This is a genomic window from Streptosporangium sp. LJ11 (assembly GCF_051918945.1).
In the GTDB taxonomy this organism is placed as follows: domain Bacteria; phylum Actinomycetota; class Actinomycetes; order Streptosporangiales; family Streptosporangiaceae; genus Streptosporangium.
This window is the reverse complement of the sequence record NZ_JBPXMB010000016.1, coordinates 33,614-50,316: the sequence shown is the minus strand read 5'-3', so window position 1 is coordinate 50,316 and position 16,703 is coordinate 33,614. Positions and strand designations below refer to the sequence as shown.

The following is a 16,703-nucleotide window of genomic DNA, read 5'->3' as shown; positions in this document are numbered from 1 at the left end:
TCACGCGTGCGGGAGGCCCGCCGCCCGCGCCCGGCCGTGTCACGCGTACGGGAGGATCGGGCTCGCGTCGCGCGGCCCGTCACGGGGGCGCCACGTGCTGAGCCCGGTCCAGCTGGCCGCCAAGCTGGGCATCCTGCCGCCGACCCCCGAACAGGCCGCCGTGATCGAGGCCGGTCTCGAACCGATGGTGGTGATGGCCGGAGCCGGGTCGGGCAAGAGCGAGACCATGGCCGGGCGCGTCGTCTGGCTGGTCGCCAACGGCCTGGTCCGCCCCGAGCAGGTGCTCGGCCTGACCTTCACCAGGAAGGCCGCCGGAGAGCTGGCCGCGCGCGTGCGCGAGCGGCTCAACGGCCTGGTCGAGACCAAGCAGGTGCCCGCCGACCTGATGGAGGGCGAGCCGACCATCTCGACCTACCACGCCTACGCGGCCCGCCTGGTCACCGACCACGCCCTGCGCGAGGCGCTGGAGCCGACCATGCGCCTGGTCTCCCCGGCCGTCTCCTGGCAGCTCGCCGGCCGGGTGGTGAGCGCGTACGACGGGCCGATGGAGCAGGTCGAGTGGAGCCCGGCGACCGTCACGCGGGCGGTGCTCGAGCTGGCCGGGGAGCTGGCCGAGCACCTGCGCACCCCGCAGGACGTGCGCGACGTCGGCGCCTGGCTCGCCGGCCGGTACGCCGAGCTGCCCGGCACGCCGGTCAAGGACCAGCGCAGGCCGCTGGCCGTCCAGCGGGCCAGGGAGCAGTTGCTGCCGCTGGTCGAGGCGTACGACCGGCTCAAGCGGAGCAGGGAGGTCGTCGACCACGGCGACCAGATGGCGCTGGCGGCCAGGATCGCCGCCAAGCACGCCGACGTCGGCGAGATCGAGCGCGGGCGGTTCGCCGTGGTCCTCCTGGACGAGTACCAGGACACCAGCCACGCCCAGCTCGTCCTGCTACGTGCCCTGTTCGGCGGAGGCCATCCGGTGACGGCCGTGGGCGACCCCTGCCAGTCCATCTACGGCTGGCGCGGCGCCTCCGCGGGCAACCTGACCCGCTTCCCCCGCGACTTCAGGACCGCGTCCGGAGAGCTCGCCCCGATCAACCGCCTGTCGGTCAGCTTCCGCAACGGCGACGCCGTGCTGGACGTCGCCGCCCGGCTCCAGCTGCCGCTGCGGATGGAGGCCAGAGAGGTGCCGGTCCTGGTGCCCGGCGGCAACCGGGTCGATCGCGGCCGGGTGGTGTGCGCCTTCCACGAGACCGCCGACGACGAGGCGGAGTGGATCGCCTCGGGGATCGCCAGGGTGCTGGGCGCGGAGAGCGCGCCCGACGGCATGCCCTGGGGCGAGGGCGAGCGCAAGAGGGCCAAGCAGAGCGCCTGGGGCGGCCCGCAGTGTCTCCAGCCGCACGACGTGGCGATCCTGGCGCGCAAGCGCTCGCAGTTCCCCGCGCTGCGCAGGGCGCTGGAGGCGCGCGGCATCCCGGTCGAGATCGTCGGTCTGGGCGGCCTGCTCACCGTGCCCGAGGTGGCCGACATCGTCTCCACGCTGCGGGTGATCTACGACCCGAGCGCCGGGGACGCCCTGGTGCGGCTGCTGTCCGGCCCCCGCTGGCGGATCGGCCCCGCCGACCTCAAGGAGCTGGGCGAGCGGGCCCGCGAGCTGAACCGGGAGACCCGCGAGGGCTCCTCGCCGGTGGCCGACCCGCTGGACCAGGTCGTGGCGGACATGGCCGAGGAGCGCGGCAGCCTGGTCGACGCCCTCGACGAGCTGCCCGACCGCCCCGCCTGGCAGGACCTGTTCTCCCCCCTCGCCGCGGTGAGGCTGGTGGCCATGGCCCAGGAGCTGCGCGTCCTGCGCGCCCACACCGGCCAGCCGCTGCCCGACCTGATCCTGGAGATCGAGCGCACGCTCGGCCTGGACATCGAGGTGGCGGCCAGGGGGACCGCCGTCGGCCCGTTCGCCGCCCGCGCCGACCTCGACGCCTTCCTGGACGCCGCGGCCCGGTTCGCCGGCGACTCCGAGGACCCGACGCTGGGCGCGTTCCTGGCGTTCCTGAAGGCGGCCGACGAGGAGGAGAACGGGCTGGACGCCGGGCGGGTGGGCGAGAGCAACAGCGTGAAGCTGATGACCGTGCACGCCTCCAAGGGCCTGGAGTGGCCGGTCGTCGTGGTGCCGGGCCTGTCCCAGGCGCTGTCCAAGGCCGGGACGCTCACCGTCGGCACCATGTTCCCCGCCCGCGCCACGACCAGCCCGAAATGGACGGAGAACCCCCGCAAGCTGCCCTACCCGCTGCGCGGCGACGCCTCGGACCTGCCGGAGCTGGCCGGGCTCGCCAAGGAGGAGCTGGCCGACTTCGACGAGCGCTGCCGCGACCGCGACCTGCTGGAGGAGCGCCGCCTGGCGTACGTCGCCGTCACCCGCGCCCACTACCTCCTGATCGCCTCCGGCTACCGCTGGGGCACCGCGGCCAAGCCGCTGGAGCCGTCCGACTTCCTGGTGGAGATCCGCGAGACCTGCGGCCGGGTGGCCTTCTGGGCTCCGGAGGTGGAGGAGGGGGCCACCAACCCGCTCCTCGCCGAGCCCGCCGAGTCCGTATGGCCGATCGCCCCGGAGGACGTCCGCTACGCGGCGGTCCTCGACGGCGCCACCATGGTCGAGGCGGCCCTCGCCGCTCTGGCGGGGGGCGCGGCTTCCGGGAGCGGGGCCGGTTCCACGTCCGCGTACGAGGACGTCCCCTTCCCGGAGGCCCCGGAGGCTCTCCCGGAGGAGGCGGATGTGCCTTTCCCGGACGACGAGAGCGTGCCCTTTCCCGGCGACCCGTGGGACGAGTCCTTCCCGGCGGATCCGGAGGACGAGGACGTGCCGTTCCCCGCCGATCCGCAGGAGGCGGGCGGGCCTCTTCCCGGAGTGTCCGGTGCCGTGTCCCCCGCCCTGCGGAGCGAACCGGCCGGGGCCGGAGCGGTGTCCGGGACGCCGTCCGAGGCCGGGTCCGGACCGGAAACCGGGTCCGCGCCGGTGTCCGGGGGATCTGGGGCGGGATCGGTGTCCGAGGGCGGGGCCGAGGCGGTGGCGGCGACCGCGGAACCCGAATCCGGAGCCGAGTCCGAGTCCGAGCCCTGGGCCGGGTTCGAGGCCGAGGCCGGGGAGCCGCCCGAGCGGCGGCCGGTGCCGACGACCGATCTGCGAGGGTGGGACAGGGAGCGCGCGAAGGCGTGGGAGCGCGACATCGAGCTCCTGCTCAGGGAGCGGGAGCTGAACCGGCGGCGCGGTGGCGGCCGGGTGGAGCTGCCCACCCACCTGACCGTGTCCTCCCTCGTCACCCTGGCCTCCGACGCCAAGGCGCTGGCCCGGCAGATTCGCCGCCCGGTGCCCAAGAAGCCCGCTCCGCTGGCTCGCCGGGGCACCTCCTTCCACCGCTGGCTGGAGGGGCGCTGGGGCCAGCAGCGGCTGATGGACGAGTTCGAGCTGCCCGGCGCGTCCGACGACTTCGAGGAGACCGACGCCCACCTCGACGAGCTGCGCGCCCGCTTCGAGGAGAGCGAGTGGGCGGGCAGGGAGCCGTTCGACGTCGAGGTCCCCTTCGAGACCATGATCGCCGATCGGGTGGTCCGCGGCCGGATGGACGCGGTCTTCCAGGTCTCCGACGACCGCTACGAGGTCGTCGACTGGAAGACCGGCCGTCGCCCGAAGGGGAAGAAGGCCGAGGCCGCCGCCTCCGTCCAGCTCGCCGCCTACCGGCTGGCCTGGTCCCACCTGGCCGCCGTCCCCCTGGACCGGGTGAGCGCGGCCTTCCACTACGTCCTGCTCAACGAGACGGTCCGCCCCGTCAACCTCCTCGACGAGCGTGGCCTCGTCACCCTCGTCGAGTCGGTGCCGGCCCTCCGCTGATCGTCCCCGGCTGATCCGGCGGTCCGGCGCGAGATTCCGGCGACGACCCCCGAAACGGGCTTGTCCCTTCCCGGAAGGAGGCCTACTGTCTGACTTGTTGACCAGATTTCATAATTGGTCACGAAGTCAGAGTGATCAGAGTGAGAGGTGCCGGAGTGGCGGAGCGAGCAGGGCAGGCCGACGGGCGCGCCGACCGGATCCTCGACGCGGCGGCCGAGCTGCTGGTGCGCCTCGGCTACCGGAAGGTGACGATCGAGGACATCGCCCAGCTGGCGGGCATCGGCAAGGGCACGGTCTACCTGCACTGGCGTACCAAGCAGCAGCTGTTCGAGGCCGTGCTGCTGCGCGAGTCCATCGCCTATGTCGAGGAGCTCCTCGACGGGCTGCGTCGGGATCCGGCGATGCTGCTGCCGCACCGCTTCGTGTCGGAGTCCTTCCTCATGGTTGGTGACAGGTCGGTGCTGCGGGCGCTGTCCGAGGCGTACGTGCAGCAGAGGCAGGGCAGGTTCGCCGACGCCTTCCTGCACAGCCAGGAGCTGCTCGCCTCCGAGCGGTTCTACAACGCGATGATCCGGCACGGCCTGTTCCGCGACGACGTGCCCAACCTGTCGTACACGCTGAGCGCGATGATGATGGGGTTCCACCTCCACGACGCCGAGAACCTGATGGGCGTCGAGGTGGACACGCGGGCCAAGGCCGAGTCGATCTCGTTCATCGTCAGGCACGCCTTCGAGCCGCCCGAGCCGCCGGAGCCCGAGGAGCTGGCCAAGGCCGCCTCAGAGGTCATCGCCGTCTTCGAGGCCCTGATCCCGCCCTACCGCACCTGGATCTACGCGCACGACCGCACGCACGAGCCCGGCTGACCCCGGACCCGTCCCGACAGAAAGGCGGACCATGACCACCATCGCCGACACATGGGGCCTGCACGAGGGGCACTTCTGGCTGCGCGGACGGCACCCGGACCAGCCGGTGACCTTCGACGCCGCCACCGGCATGTGGAACGTCTACGGCTACCCCGAGACGCTGCGGATCCTCGGCGATCCGAAGACCTTCTCCTCCGACACCGGCCGCGTGCTGCCCAGCCTGGAGATGAGCAGCGAGGGCATGCTGACGCAGATGGACCCGCCCGAGCACGGCAAGCTGCGCAAGCTCGTCAGCCACGCCTTCACCCCGAAGGTCGTCGCCGACCTCGAACCGCGGATCGCCGAGCTGACCCGCGAACTGCTCGACGAGGTGGCCGACCCGGGCCGCCTGGAGCTGGTGACCGACCTCGCCTACCCGCTGCCGGTCATCGTCATCGCGGAACTCCTGGGGGTGCCCGCCGGCGACCGCCACCTGTTCAAGCAGTGGGTGGACAAGATGTTCGTGAACACCCAGCAGTTCTCGCTCGTCGACCAGAGCGAGGAGCAGGAGCGCAGCGTCGCGGTCGCCATGGAGCAGTTCAAGCACCTCGCCGACTACATCGGCGAGCACGCCGACGAGCGCAGACGCCACCCGCGCGCCGACCTGCTCACCAAACTCGTCGAGGCCGAGGTCGACGGCGAGCGTCTCACCCAGGCCGAGGTGGTGAACTTCGCGAACATCCTGCTCGTGGCCGGGCACATCACCACCACCATGTTGCTGGGCAACACGGTGGTATGCCTGGACGCCCATCCCGAGCAGTTCGCCCGGGTTCGCCGGGACCGGTCGGCGATCCCCGCCGCCATCGAGGAGTCCCTGCGCTTCTTCAGCCCGTTCGCGGCCGTCGGCCGGGTCACCAACACCGACGTCGAGCTCGGCGGGCAGCATGTCCCCGCCGACCAGCTCCTCATGGTGTGGATCGCGGCGGCCAACCGCGACCCGAGGCAGTTCGCCGGCCCCGACGTCTTCGACCCCTCCCGCGACCCCAACCCCCACCTCGGCTTCGGCCGGGGCATCCACTTCTGCATCGGCGCGCCGCTGGCACGTCTGGAGGGCAAGGTCGCGCTCAACCTCCTGCTCGACCGCTTCCCCCACCTGCGCACCGACCCGGACGAGCCGCCGCGCTTCATCCCGAGCCCGAGCATGACCGGGGTGCGCAAGCTGCCGCTGCTCACCTCCGGTTCCTGAACGAGGCTGTTCCGCCGCTCCCGCGGCTGCCAGGCTTCGTCATGTGACGAAAGCGGCGGTACTGCGAGCCGGCTGGTGGCGGGTCGTCGTGAGGGGCCTCCTGCTCCTCACGACGGTCGCCGCCGCCTGGTGTCTCATCGGTTTCCTGCTGGCCCTCGACTCGTTGTGGTGGTGGTTGCTGGGGCTGGTCCTCTCCTCCGTCCTGGCCGTCGGTCCCGCCATGGCGCTGAAACGGATCTCCGAGGGCGTCCCCTGGGCGATCTGGGTGGCGGTGCCGCTCCTCGCCGTGCTGGCGTCCACCTGCCCTTACCTGCCAGGTGACCACTACCTGCGCGCCTACGGCGAGCCGGTGACCACGACCGTCGCGGAACGAACGTGGATCGATCTCCGGAAGGGGGCCGACCACTACGAGTACGTCCTGCGCCTGCCGGACGGGCGGCCGCTGGAAAAGAGAATCGAGACCTTCCGGTACGACGACCCGCTGAAGGTCGGGGCGCCGGTCGAGATGCTGGTGGATCCCGACGGGGTGTTCGAGGCCCGGGAGGTCGAGGACCGGGGCTTCGTCGGAACGCTCACCCCGGTCGTGGGAGGCGCGATCGTGCTGCTGACGGTCCTGCTCAGCGTGCTGGGCGAGCTGCGGCGCCGAAGCATGCCTCCCGGCGGGGTCACCGCCGCTCCGAAGGCCGAGGTTCCCGCGAGAACGAGTCCCCGCCTCGTGGAGTTCGCCGGGGCCGCCAGGCCCAGGAGGCGGTCACACGGCTCGGGAAGGTCTCGTAGCAGGCGCCGCTGAGGTTCGGCGGCCCCGCCCACGCGGGCGTCACCTCGGTCACGGCTCGGGAAGCCTTGTGGAGGGCGCCGCTGAGGTTTTTCGGCGCGGCCGTGCCCGCGCGACGCCATGCCGGCGCGGGCGTCACCTCGGTGGCGGCAGCTCTCCCGAACCGCGGACGACGAGCTCGACCGGCACGGTCACCTGCTGCCTCGGGCGCGCGGGATCCCGCAGCCGGTCGAGCAGGAGCTCCACCGCCGCGCTGCCGAGGCGGCCGACGTCGTAGCGGACCACGGTGATCCCCGGGTTGAGGACCCCCGCCATCTCGAAGTCGTCGAAGCCGACGAAGGCCGGGCGGGGACCCGGATGGTCGCGCAGGGCCTGTACGAGGCCGAGCGCGGCGCGGTTGTTGGTCGCGAAGAACGCGGTCGGCGGATCGGGCAGCGCGAGCAGCCGCCGTACCTCCTGCTCCACCCGCCAGGGGTCGAACACGCCGGTCACGCACAGCGCCGGGTCCGCGGCGACCCCGGCCGCGCGCAGCGCCGCGCGGTGCCCCTCGGCCCGGGCGTGCACCGAGCTCAACGGGTCGTTGTCCGAGATCAGGGCGATCCGCCGGTGGCCGTACGCGAGCAGGTGCTCGGTGGCGATCCGGCCGCCCGCTCCGGCGTCGAGGAGCACGGTGTCCACCTCCGCCATCCCCTCGGGCACGCGGTCGACGAAGACCGCGGTGAGCCCGCTCGCGACGTACTCCGCCAGCCAGGCGTGGTCACCGGCGGTCGGGACGATGACCATGGCGTCCACGCCCCGCCCGTACATCGTCTCGATGATCATGACCTCGCGGTCGGCCCGCTCCTCGTAGCTGCCGAACACCACCAGGGCCTCGTGCGCCGAGGCGGCCGACTCCACGGCCTTGGCGAGCCGCGAGTAGAACTCGTTGGAGATGTTCTCGATCACCAGGCCCAGGGTGAGGACCGAGCCGCCCCTGGCCAGCCGGCTGGCGGCCTCGTTGCGCCGGAACCCCAGCGTCGTGATCGCGTCCTGGACGCGTCGCACCACGTCCTGCCGTACGTGGGGCTCCTGGTTCACCACCCGGGAGACCGTCTTGAGGCTGACCCCCGCGTGGCGCGCGACGTCGGCCATCGTGGTCCTGCGAGGGCTCATCCCCATCCTTTTCCCGGACTGGTCGGACTGATCTTCCGGAACATGTTGTACCTTGCGCAGTCATGTACGAACACATCGACGACAACTGGATCTGCAGCCGGTACGGCGAGGACGAGCCCTGGATGCTCGGCGCGGTCAACCCGCCGGTCTTCGAGAGCTCCCTGTTCACCTTTCCCACGGCGGGGGCGCTGTCCGGGAGCCTCGCGGCCGAGGACGAGAACTACGTCTACTCGCGCGGCACCAATCCCACGGTGGACCTGCTCCAGCGCAAGCTCGCCGCGCTGGAGCGGGCGGAGCGGGCCAAGTGTTTCGGCTCCGGCATGGGCGCCATCGCCGCGACGATCTCCTCGCTGGTCTCCGCGGGCGACCACGTGATCGTGCTCGGGGCGGTCTACGGTCCGACCACCCAGTTCCTCCGCTACCTGCAGAAGTTCGGGGTGTCGTATACGACGGTGCACACCGATAATCCTGCCGCTCTTGATAGCGCTGTCAAGCCGAACAGCCGGATGCTCTACCTGGAGTCACCCTCGTACATGCGCTACGGGGTCATCGACATCCGCGCCTTCGCCGAGTGGGCGCGCGGCCGCGGCCTGACCACCGTGATGGACAACACCTGGGCGACGCCGATCTTCCAGAAGCCCCTCACGATGGGGGTCGACCTGGTCGTGCACTCGCTGTCCAAGTACATCGGCGGCCACAGCGACCTCGTCGGCGGCGTCGTGGCGGGCCCGGCGCGCCTGGTCAGGCCGCTGGCGCTGACCGAGTACCAGCTGTACGGCGCCGCGCTGTCCGCCCACGAGGCGAGCAAGGCGATCAAGGGGCTGCGGACCCTGCCGATCCGCATGGCGGCACACCAGGAACGCGGGCTGCGGGTGGCGGAGTTCCTGGTCAAGCACCCCGCGGTCCGGGCGGTCAACCACCCGGGCCTGCCGGGCCATCCGGGGCACGAGCTCGCGAGCGCCCAGATGACGGGCTTCTCCAGCGTCTTCAGCGTCGAGCTGGACACCGAGGACGTCGCCGAGGTGGGCCGGTTCGTGGACGCGCTGCGGCACTTCCGCATCGGTGTGTCGTGGGGCGGTTACGAGAGCCTGGTCAACGCGCCGGCGCTCACCACGCTGGACTCCGTGCGCGCGACCATGGAGATCCCGGTGGGACTGGTCCGTCTCTCGGTGGGGCTGGAGGACCCCGCCACGCTGATCGCCGATCTCGCGAACGCCCTGGAGAAGTCTTGACGGACCACTGAGGGCTCCGTAGCATCCCCGTCATCCAGAGTTGTGACAGCGCTGTCAAAGGCACTGCCCTCCGTTGAGCCAACCCCGTTGGGGAGACCATGAGAACACCCCCCAGGTTCGCCGCCCTGATGGTCGGCGTGCTGACCATGACACTGGCCGCCTGCGGCGCCGACGACGCCGCAGGCACGGTCAGGCTGCGCATGATCGAGAGCCTGACCAGCCCGGACCGCACCAAGCTCCTCAGGAGCCTGATCACCGACTTCGAGCGGCAGAACCCGGGGGTCAAGGTCGAGCTGATCTCGCCGCCCCTGGAAAGCGCCGACCAGAAGATCACCCAGGTGCTGCAGACCAAGAAGGGCGTGGACGTCCTGGAGGTCCGCGACCACACCGCCAAGTCGTTCTCCAACAACGGCTGGCTCGCCGAGCTCCCGACGCAGGGCTGGCCCGGCTGGGGCGAGCTGACCGAGCTCGCCCAGAAGAAGGCCGTCGAGGTGGGCGGCAAGCCGTACCTCATCCCCTACGGCTTCTACGAGAAGGTGCTCTTCTACCGCTCGGACTGGCTGCGCGAGGCCGGCGTCGCGCAGCCGCCCGCCACCTGGCAGGAGTTGCACGACACCGCCAAGCGGCTCACCGACAAGGGCAAGCGCCGCTACGGATACTCCTTCCGCGGCGGCAAGGGCGGCTTCGACTACGCCGTCCTGATCGTCAGCGCCTTCAACGGCGACAAGGTGGACCCGGAGAAGTCGTTCTTCCTCAAGGACGGTAAGACGATCTGGTCCACGCCGGAGGCCGCGCAGGCCATGGACCTGTTCGTCCGGCTGTTCAAGGAGGCGTCACCCGCCGACTCGGTCTCGTGGAGCTTCCCGGAGATGGTGCAGGGCTTCACATCCAACGTCACCGGCATGCTCGTCCAGGACCCCGAAGTGATCAAGACGATCCAGGAGAGCGGCGTGCCCAAGAACGGGTGGAGCGCCGCGCCGATCCCGAAGGGTCCCGGCGGGTACGCGCTGCAGCCCGTCGGGTACGCCGGCTGGGGCGTGACGTCCTTCAGCACGTACAAGAACGAGGCGACCAAGCTCGTCCAGTTCCTCAGCGAGAGCGCGCAGAGCATCAAGTTCGCCAAGGGCAACTCGCTCATCCCGATCGCCAAGGCCGCCGCTCAGGACCCCGAGTTCTCCCAGGGAGCCTGGAAGGCGTACCTGGACGCCCAGCAGGACGAGAAGCAGGTGATCACGATCCGGCCGGTCGACTACCCGGGCTGGAGCGAGTGGCAGCAGGCCGCAGACAAGGACATCCAGTCCCTGCTGACCGGCGGCAAGACGGCCGCGGACGTCCTGGGCGGCTGGGACGCGTTCTGGACGGATCAGGCCAAGAAGAAGACATCGTGACGGTGGTCGAGAAGACCGGGTCGCGCGGGCGGGCCACCGAACGCGCGACCCGGCCCGTCTTCGACGCCAGGCGGGCCCGCTTCATCGCGCTCTGCCTGCTGCCCGGGGTCGTGTTCGTCGCGGTGTTCACGTACTACCCGATGATCCGGGGCGGCGTGCTCGCGTTCCAGCGCTACAACCTGTTCGACCTGACCTCCACGCCGTTCGTCGGGCTGGAGAACTTCCGCGCCGTCCTCGGCGACGACCAGTTCTGGACCGCGCTGGCCAACACCGGGATCTGGGTGGCCGTGTCCGTGGTGTTCCAGCTCGTGCTCGGCTTCGGCCTCGCCCTGCTGCTGCGCGAACACTTCCGGGGTCGCGGGCTCTACCAGGCGTGGGTCTTCTTCCCCTGGGCCATGTCGGGCTTCCTCATCGGCCTGCTGTGGCGCTGGATGTTCAACGGCGAGTTCGGCGTCGTCAACGACCTGCTGATCAAAACCGGCCTGGCCGACGAGCCGATCCCCTTCCTCTCCTCGCCCGGCTGGGCGATGGCCTCGATCATCATCGCCAACGTCTGGTACGGCGTGACGTTCTTCGCCATCATGATCATCGCGGCGCTCCAGTCGGTGCCCCGCGAGCTGTACGAGGCGGCGGACGTCGACGGCGCCTCCCGCTTCCGGCAGTTTCGCCACGTGACGCTGCCGGCGATCCGGACCACGCTGGTGCTCATCGTCCTGCTGCGGGTCATCTGGATCCTCAACTTCCCCGACCTCATCTACTCGATGACCGGTGGCGGTCCCGCGGGAAGCACGCACATCGCCACGACCTACCTCATCGAGCAGGTGCAGAACGGCGACTACGGCAAGGCCGGCGCGGTGGGGATCTTCACCCTCGGGATCCTGCTCTCGTTCAGCATCTTCTACCTCAACGCCACCCGGTTCGAGAAGGCGAGGGACTGACCCGTGAGCCGCCCGGCCCCGCTGCCCGCCCGGATCGCGAAGGCCGTGGTCCTCGGCGTCTGGCTGCTGATCACCGTCTTCCCGCTCTACTGGATCCTGATCACCTCGCTGAAGCCCACCTCGGAGATCTTCGCGGTGCCGCTGCGCTATCTCCCCGGCAGCGCCACGCTGGACCACTACCGCGAGCTCTTCTCCTTCGCCTCGTTCGGGACGTATCTCGGCAACAGCCTGATCGTCTCGCTGGTCTCGGCCGCGGTGGTCACCGCGACCGGGATGCTGGGCGGCTACGTGCTGGCACGCTTCCACTTCCCGGGGCGCGGGGCGCTCATGCTCGCCTACCTGGTCACCCAGATGATCCCGCTGTTCATCGCGCTGGGCCCGCTGTACCTGATGATGTCCGGGTTCGACCTGCTCAACCGGCTGAGCGGGCTGATGCTCGTCTACGTCGCGATGCTCGTCCCGTTCTCGACGATCATCATGCGCGGCTTCTACGAACGGGTCCCCGCGGCGCTCGAGGAGGCGGCCATGGTCGACGGCTGCTCACGGCTGACGGCGATGGTGCGCGTGGTGGTGCCCGTCATGCTGCCCGGGATCGCCGCCACCTTCATCTTCGGCTTCGTGCAGTGCTGGAACGAGCTCTTCCTGGCGATCGCCTTCATCGACAGCGAGGAGACCAAGACCATCCCGGTCGCGATGAACTCGTTCATCACGCAGTACGACATCGACTGGGGCCCGATGGCGGCCGCGACGGTGGTCTCGGTCATCCCGACGCTCGTGCTGTTCTCCTTCGCGCGCCGCTACATCGTGGAGGGCATGACCTCGGGCGCGGTCAAGGGCTGACACCACCCGTGCCGTCCTCCCGGCACGTCACGCGCCGGGAGAGCGTGACGGTCAGAGCTTGCGGCCCACCCCGACGTAGCCGATCGAGGTGTTCCGCTCACCGATCAGGGGCGGGCCGACGGGGCGCCAGTCCTGGGGGAACGCCAGACCGGGCTCGGCCAGCTCGTAGCCGTCGAAGAAGCGGGCGATCTCCTCGTGCGTGCGCAGGCTCAGCGCCTCGGTGGCCCGCTTGTAGACCTCCAGCGCCTCCGGCGTGCTGTCGGGGCTGGCGTCGATCGCGTGGCTGAGAACGAGGTGACTGTCCGGCGCGCTCGCCTCGCGCAGCCGCTGGATGATCTCGTACGCGCCCGCGCCGTCGGGGTTCTCGTCCGGGACGAAGTGCAGGATGGCGAGCAGCAGGAACGCCACGGGCCGGTCGAGGTCGACGTGTTCGCGCAGCTCGGCCAGCAGCGTCTCCGGGTCACGCACGTCGGCCTGCACGACGGTGACGTTGTCGCCCTTCCCCAGGATCGCCCGGCTGTGCGCGCACACGACGGGGTCGTAGTCCACGTAGACCACGTGGGTGTCGGGCGCGACCGCGTGCGCGATCTCGTGGGTGTTGCCCCGGGTGGGCAGCCCGGAGCCCAGGTCCACGATCTGCCGGATACCCGATTCGACCAGATGGCGTACGGCACGCGCGAGGAACGCCCGGTTCTCCCGCGCGGAGTCGCGGGTATCGGGGAAGAGCTTCAGGATCTGCTCGGCCGCGGCCCGGTCGGCGGCGAAGTTGTCCTTGCCGTCCAGGTAGTAGTCGTACATCCGGGCGACGTTGGGCACACTCGGGTCAACCCCGGCCGGCGAAGCCTGATCATCCACGGTTTCTCCAGACTTTCCAGCTTTTGTCTGGGTTTGATCTTAGAGAGTCTTTCACGTTCTGGCAGCGAGATGAGGCGATCATCACCCTGATTCGCCGTCACCCGGCCGGAGGAGATCGACCCCGCCGACCCTCGCCCCGCCCGGCGGATGGCATGCGACACCCTCGCCGTCCGAGGTCGACCGACCCCTCTGACAACGAGTCACAAGTGGTACGGGCGATTATCACAGCGGCCATTGATTCGGTGTTGGGCGGAACGTATGTTCCTCTCACCATCCGAGTACGCCTCATGTTTAGGGGACCCTCCTAATGCATGCACGTCTCCGGCGGGTGATCATGGCGGCCTCCGGGTTGTCGCTGGTCCTCGCGTTGGCATCCCCCGTCGTGCCCGCATCCGCTGCCGCGTCCGAAACCGTGTCCGAAACCGCGTCTGAAACCACGGCGGCCGTTCTCCCTCCCGACGACTACTGCCTCGGCGAGTGCTCCGACATCCTGCCCCCGGGGCAGAACGGCAACGCCACCCTGGCCGGGATCCTCGCCCACCAGACCCTGGGCACCAAGCCGAGACACAGCGACGACCAGCTCGGCAGGTACGCGAACCTCCTGTCCGGCTACACCGGCCTGACCAACGACCAGATCGCCGACTTCTTCAACGACGCCTCGTTCGGCGTCCCCGCGGGACAGGTGGAGAGCACCACGAGCCCGCGCTCGGACGTGACGATCGTCCGCGACAGGGCGACCGGTGTCCCGCACATCACCGGGACGACCCGCGAGGGCACGATGTTCGGCGCCGGGTACGCGGGCGCGCAGGACCGCCTGTGGGTGATGGACCTGATGCGGCACGTGGGCCGCGGCGAGCTGACCCCGTTCGCCGGCGGCGCGCCGGGCAACCGGGCGCTGGAGCAGAGCGCGTGGCGCAACTCCCCCTACACCGAGGCGGACCTCCAGGCGCAGATCAACAGGGTCAGGGACTCCGGCCCCCGGGGCGCGCAGCTCTACACCGACGTGCAGAACTACATCGCCGGTGTCAACGCCTACATCGACCGCTGCATGGCGGACCGCAACTGCCCCGGCGAGTACGTCCTGACCGGGCACCTCGACGCGATCACCAACGCGGGCGGCCCCGTGGACTTCACCATGACCGACCTCGTCGCGATCTCCGGCGTGATCGGCGGCCTGTTCGGCGGCGGCGGCGGGGCGGAGATGCAGTCCGCGCTGGTGCGGGTCGCGGCCCGCGCCAAGTACGGCACCGCGGCCGGCGACCAGGTCTGGGCGGCGTTCCGGGCGCAGAACGACCCGGAGACGACGCTCACCCTGCACAACGGCCAGAGCTTCCCGTTCGGCGACGCGCCCGCCGGAGCCACCGGGGTCGTCCTCCCCGACCCGTCGACGGCGCCGGTGGACATCACCGCGAACGAGACCGGCTCGGCCACCTCCCCGGCTTCGGCATCGGCCCAGAAGGGCGTGCTCGACGGACTGCTCGTCGACAACTCCAAGCCCGGCATGTCCAACGCCGTGGTGGTCTCGGCGGCCAAGTCGGCGACCGGGAACCCGGTCGCGGTGTTCGGCCCGCAGACGGGCTACTTCGCCCCCCAGCTGCTCATGTTGCAGGAGCTCTCCGGACCCGGCATCCGGGCGCGCGGCGCCGCCTTCGCCGGGCTCAACCTCTACGTGCTGCTCGGCCGGGGCACCGACTACGCCTGGAGCGCGACCTCCAGCGGCCAGGACCTCACCGACACCTACGCCCTCCAGCTCTGCGAGCCCGGCGGCGGCGCGGTGACCACGGCGTCCGACCACTACATCTACCGGGGCGTCTGCACGGAGATGGAGACGCTGAGGAAGACCAACTCGTGGAAGCCCACCGTGGCCGACTCCACCGCGCGAGGCTCCTACGACCTCGTCGTCCAGCGCACGAAGTACGGCCTGGTGAGCTGGCGCGGCACCGTCGGCGGGCAGCCCACCGCCTTCACCACGCTGCGGTCGACGTACCATCACGAGGTCGACTCGGCGATCGGCTTCCAGATGTTCAACGACCCGGCCCAGATGGGTGACCCGGCGGCGTTCACGAACTCGGCCTCCACCATCGGCTTCGCGTTCAACTGGTTCTACGTCAACTCCAGGGACTCGGCGTACTTCATGTCGGGCAACACCCCGGTCAGGTCCGCGGTGTCCGACCCGAACCTGCCGATGACGGCCGACGCGGCCCACGAGTGGGCGGGCTTCGACCCGGCCGCCAACACCGCGACCTACACGGCCCCCGCCACCCACCCGCAGGCGGTGAACCAGGACTACTTCGTCAGCTGGAACAACAAGCAGGCCAAGGACTACGGCGCCGCGGACGGCAACTTCAGCTTCGGGCCGGTTCACCGGGCCGACCTGCTGGACGCCCCGATCAAGGCGGCCCTGTCGGGAGGCGGCAAGCTCGACCGGGCGGGCACCACGAAGATCATGGCCGACGCCGCCGTGACCGACCTGCGCGGCAAGAAGGTCCTGCCCGACCTGCTCCGGGTGATCGACAGCGCGGCGGTGACCGACCCGGCCCTCGCCTCGGCGGTCGCCAAGCTGTCGGCCTGGACGTCGGCGGGCTCGCGGAGGCTGGAGACCTCGCAGGGCAGCAGGGCGTACGCCCACGCCGAGGCGATCCGCGCGTTCGACGCGTGGTGGCCCAAGCTGGTCCGCGCGCAGTTCAGGCCCGGGCTGGGTGACGGTCTCTACCAGTCGATGGTCAACGCCATCCAGATCAACGAGTCACCCTCCGGCCACCAGCAGGGCGACCCGTCCACCCTGCCCACCTCCGCGAACGAGGCCCAGGCGCACAAGGGGTCGGCGTTCCAGTACGGCTGGTGGGGCTACGTGAGCAAGGACGTCAGGAGCGTGCTCGGCGACCCGGTCTCCGGGCCGCTGCCCGCCAGGTACTGCGGGAACGGCACGGTGGCCGGCTGCCGCACCGTGCTGCTGGAGAGCCTGGCGGCGGCGCTCGCCGAGCCCGCGACCACGACCTACCCGGCGGACGACGTGTGCTCGGCGGGCGACCAGTGGTGCTCCGACGCCATCGAGCACTCACCGCTCGGCGGGATCACGCACTCGCTGATCTCCTGGCAGAACCGGCCGACCTACCAGCAGGTCGTGTCGTTCCCCGCCCACCGGGGCGAGGCGATCGCCAACGTGGCGGAGGGCAGGAGCGCCAGGGCGTCGAGCACCCAGCTGTTCCACCCGGCGAGCAGGGCCGTCGACGGCGACCCGACCACCCGCTGGTCGAGCTCGTCCAGCGACAACCAGTATCTCCAGGTCGACCTCGGGGCGGCCACGACCGTCTCCAGGGTCCTGCTGCGCTGGGAGGCGGCCTACGGGGCCGCGTACTCGATCCAGACCTCGGCCGACGGCTCCACCTGGACCACCGTCCACTCCACCACCGCCGGAAACGGCGGGGTGGACAACGTGAGATTCACCCCGACCAGTGCCCGCTACGTCCGCATGCAGGGTGTCACGCGCGGCACGTCGTACGGCTACTCCCTCTACGAGCTGGAGGTCTATCCCCGCTGACACAGAGGGTGGGGGAGGGCGGTGACCGT

At 70.6% G+C, this 16,703-nt stretch carries 11 protein-coding genes; 9 read left to right on the top strand and 2 right to left on the bottom strand.

The genetic code is table 11. The features are described 5' to 3' along the window. The first annotated feature begins 94 nt into the window (after nt 1-94). The 4 genes from ACTOQ3_RS23510 (at nt 95) to ACTOQ3_RS23495 (ending at nt 6,743) form a co-directional block, all read left to right on the top strand. Nucleotides 95-3,865 carry an ATP-dependent helicase gene (locus ACTOQ3_RS23510; RefSeq protein ID WP_440085496.1) on the top strand — a complete coding sequence of 1,257 codons (3,771 nt, stop codon included), beginning with the start codon at nt 95-97 and terminating at the stop codon, nt 3,863-3,865. Between the two features lie 155 nt (nt 3,866-4,020). Further along, nucleotides 4,021-4,728 (top strand): TetR/AcrR family transcriptional regulator, encoded by a 708-nt coding sequence (locus ACTOQ3_RS23505; protein WP_440085495.1) that lies wholly within the window; start codon nt 4,021-4,023, stop codon nt 4,726-4,728. A gap of 31 nt (nt 4,729-4,759) precedes the next feature. Further along, a complete protein-coding gene (locus ACTOQ3_RS23500) occupies nt 4,760-5,953 on the top strand; it encodes a cytochrome P450 (protein WP_440085494.1) in 1,194 nt (397 codons plus the stop codon). A gap of 43 nt (nt 5,954-5,996) precedes the next feature. Continuing rightward, entirely contained in the window at nt 5,997-6,743 is a 747-nt protein-coding gene (locus ACTOQ3_RS23495; RefSeq protein WP_440085493.1) for a hypothetical protein, read from the top strand. A 120-nt stretch (nt 6,744-6,863) separates the two neighbouring features. Here the strand turns inward: ACTOQ3_RS23495 and ACTOQ3_RS23490 are convergent, their stop codons facing one another. Beyond that, nucleotides 6,864-7,880, bottom strand: coding sequence for a LacI family DNA-binding transcriptional regulator (locus tag ACTOQ3_RS23490; protein ID WP_440085492.1), 1,017 nt, complete (start codon nt 7,878-7,880; stop codon nt 6,864-6,866). Between the two features lie 62 nt (nt 7,881-7,942). Here ACTOQ3_RS23490 and ACTOQ3_RS23485 point away from each other — a divergent pair, with 62 nt between their 5' ends. From ACTOQ3_RS23485 to ACTOQ3_RS23470, 4 genes are all read left to right on the top strand, one after another. Then, nucleotides 7,943-9,112 carry a trans-sulfuration enzyme family protein gene (locus ACTOQ3_RS23485; RefSeq protein ID WP_440085491.1) on the top strand — a complete coding sequence of 390 codons (1,170 nt, stop codon included), beginning with the start codon at nt 7,943-7,945 and terminating at the stop codon, nt 9,110-9,112. Nucleotides 9,113-9,210: 98 nt separating this feature from the next. After that, nucleotides 9,211-10,500 carry an ABC transporter substrate-binding protein gene (locus ACTOQ3_RS23480; protein ID WP_440085490.1) on the top strand — a complete coding sequence of 430 codons (1,290 nt, stop codon included), beginning with the start codon at nt 9,211-9,213 and terminating at the stop codon, nt 10,498-10,500. Further along, on the top strand, nt 10,497-11,438 hold the full coding sequence (locus tag ACTOQ3_RS23475) for a carbohydrate ABC transporter permease (protein ID WP_440085489.1): 942 nt from the start codon (nt 10,497-10,499) through the stop codon (nt 11,436-11,438). The genes ACTOQ3_RS23480 and ACTOQ3_RS23475 overlap by 4 nt, the downstream gene beginning before the upstream one ends. A 3-nt stretch (nt 11,439-11,441) precedes the next feature. Beyond that, complete coding sequence (locus ACTOQ3_RS23470; RefSeq protein ID WP_440085488.1) at nt 11,442-12,278, top strand: carbohydrate ABC transporter permease; 837 nt, start codon at nt 11,442-11,444, stop codon at nt 12,276-12,278. A gap of 51 nt (nt 12,279-12,329) precedes the next feature. On the opposite strand, the gene ACTOQ3_RS23465 is transcribed toward ACTOQ3_RS23470, so the two are convergent. Beyond that, the gene (locus tag ACTOQ3_RS23465) at nt 12,330-13,133 is read right to left on the bottom strand and encodes an SAM-dependent methyltransferase (RefSeq protein WP_440085487.1); all 804 of its coding nucleotides are present in this window, start codon (nt 13,131-13,133) and stop codon (nt 12,330-12,332) included. Between the two features lie 307 nt (nt 13,134-13,440). Here ACTOQ3_RS23465 and ACTOQ3_RS23460 point away from each other — a divergent pair, with 307 nt between their 5' ends. Next, nucleotides 13,441-16,674 (top strand): penicillin acylase family protein, encoded by a 3,234-nt coding sequence (locus ACTOQ3_RS23460; protein ID WP_440085486.1) that lies wholly within the window; start codon nt 13,441-13,443, stop codon nt 16,672-16,674. Nucleotides 16,675-16,703 lie beyond the last annotated feature (29 nt).

Excerpts from the sequence above, each read along its gene's own strand:
- ACTOQ3_RS23460 (WP_440085486.1), top strand. The coding sequence starts at position 13,441 with ATGCATGCACGTCTCCGGCGGGTGATCATGGCGGCCTCCGGGTTGTCG.
- ACTOQ3_RS23500 (WP_440085494.1), top strand. The coding sequence starts at position 4,760 with ATGACCACCATCGCCGACACATGGGGCCTGCACGAGGGGCACTTCTGG.
- ACTOQ3_RS23480 (WP_440085490.1), top strand. The coding sequence starts at position 9,211 with ATGAGAACACCCCCCAGGTTCGCCGCCCTGATGGTCGGCGTGCTGACC.
- ACTOQ3_RS23490 (WP_440085492.1), bottom strand. The coding sequence starts at position 7,880 with ATGAGCCCTCGCAGGACCACGATGGCCGACGTCGCGCGCCACGCGGGG.
- ACTOQ3_RS23485 (WP_440085491.1), top strand. The coding sequence starts at position 7,943 with ATGTACGAACACATCGACGACAACTGGATCTGCAGCCGGTACGGCGAG.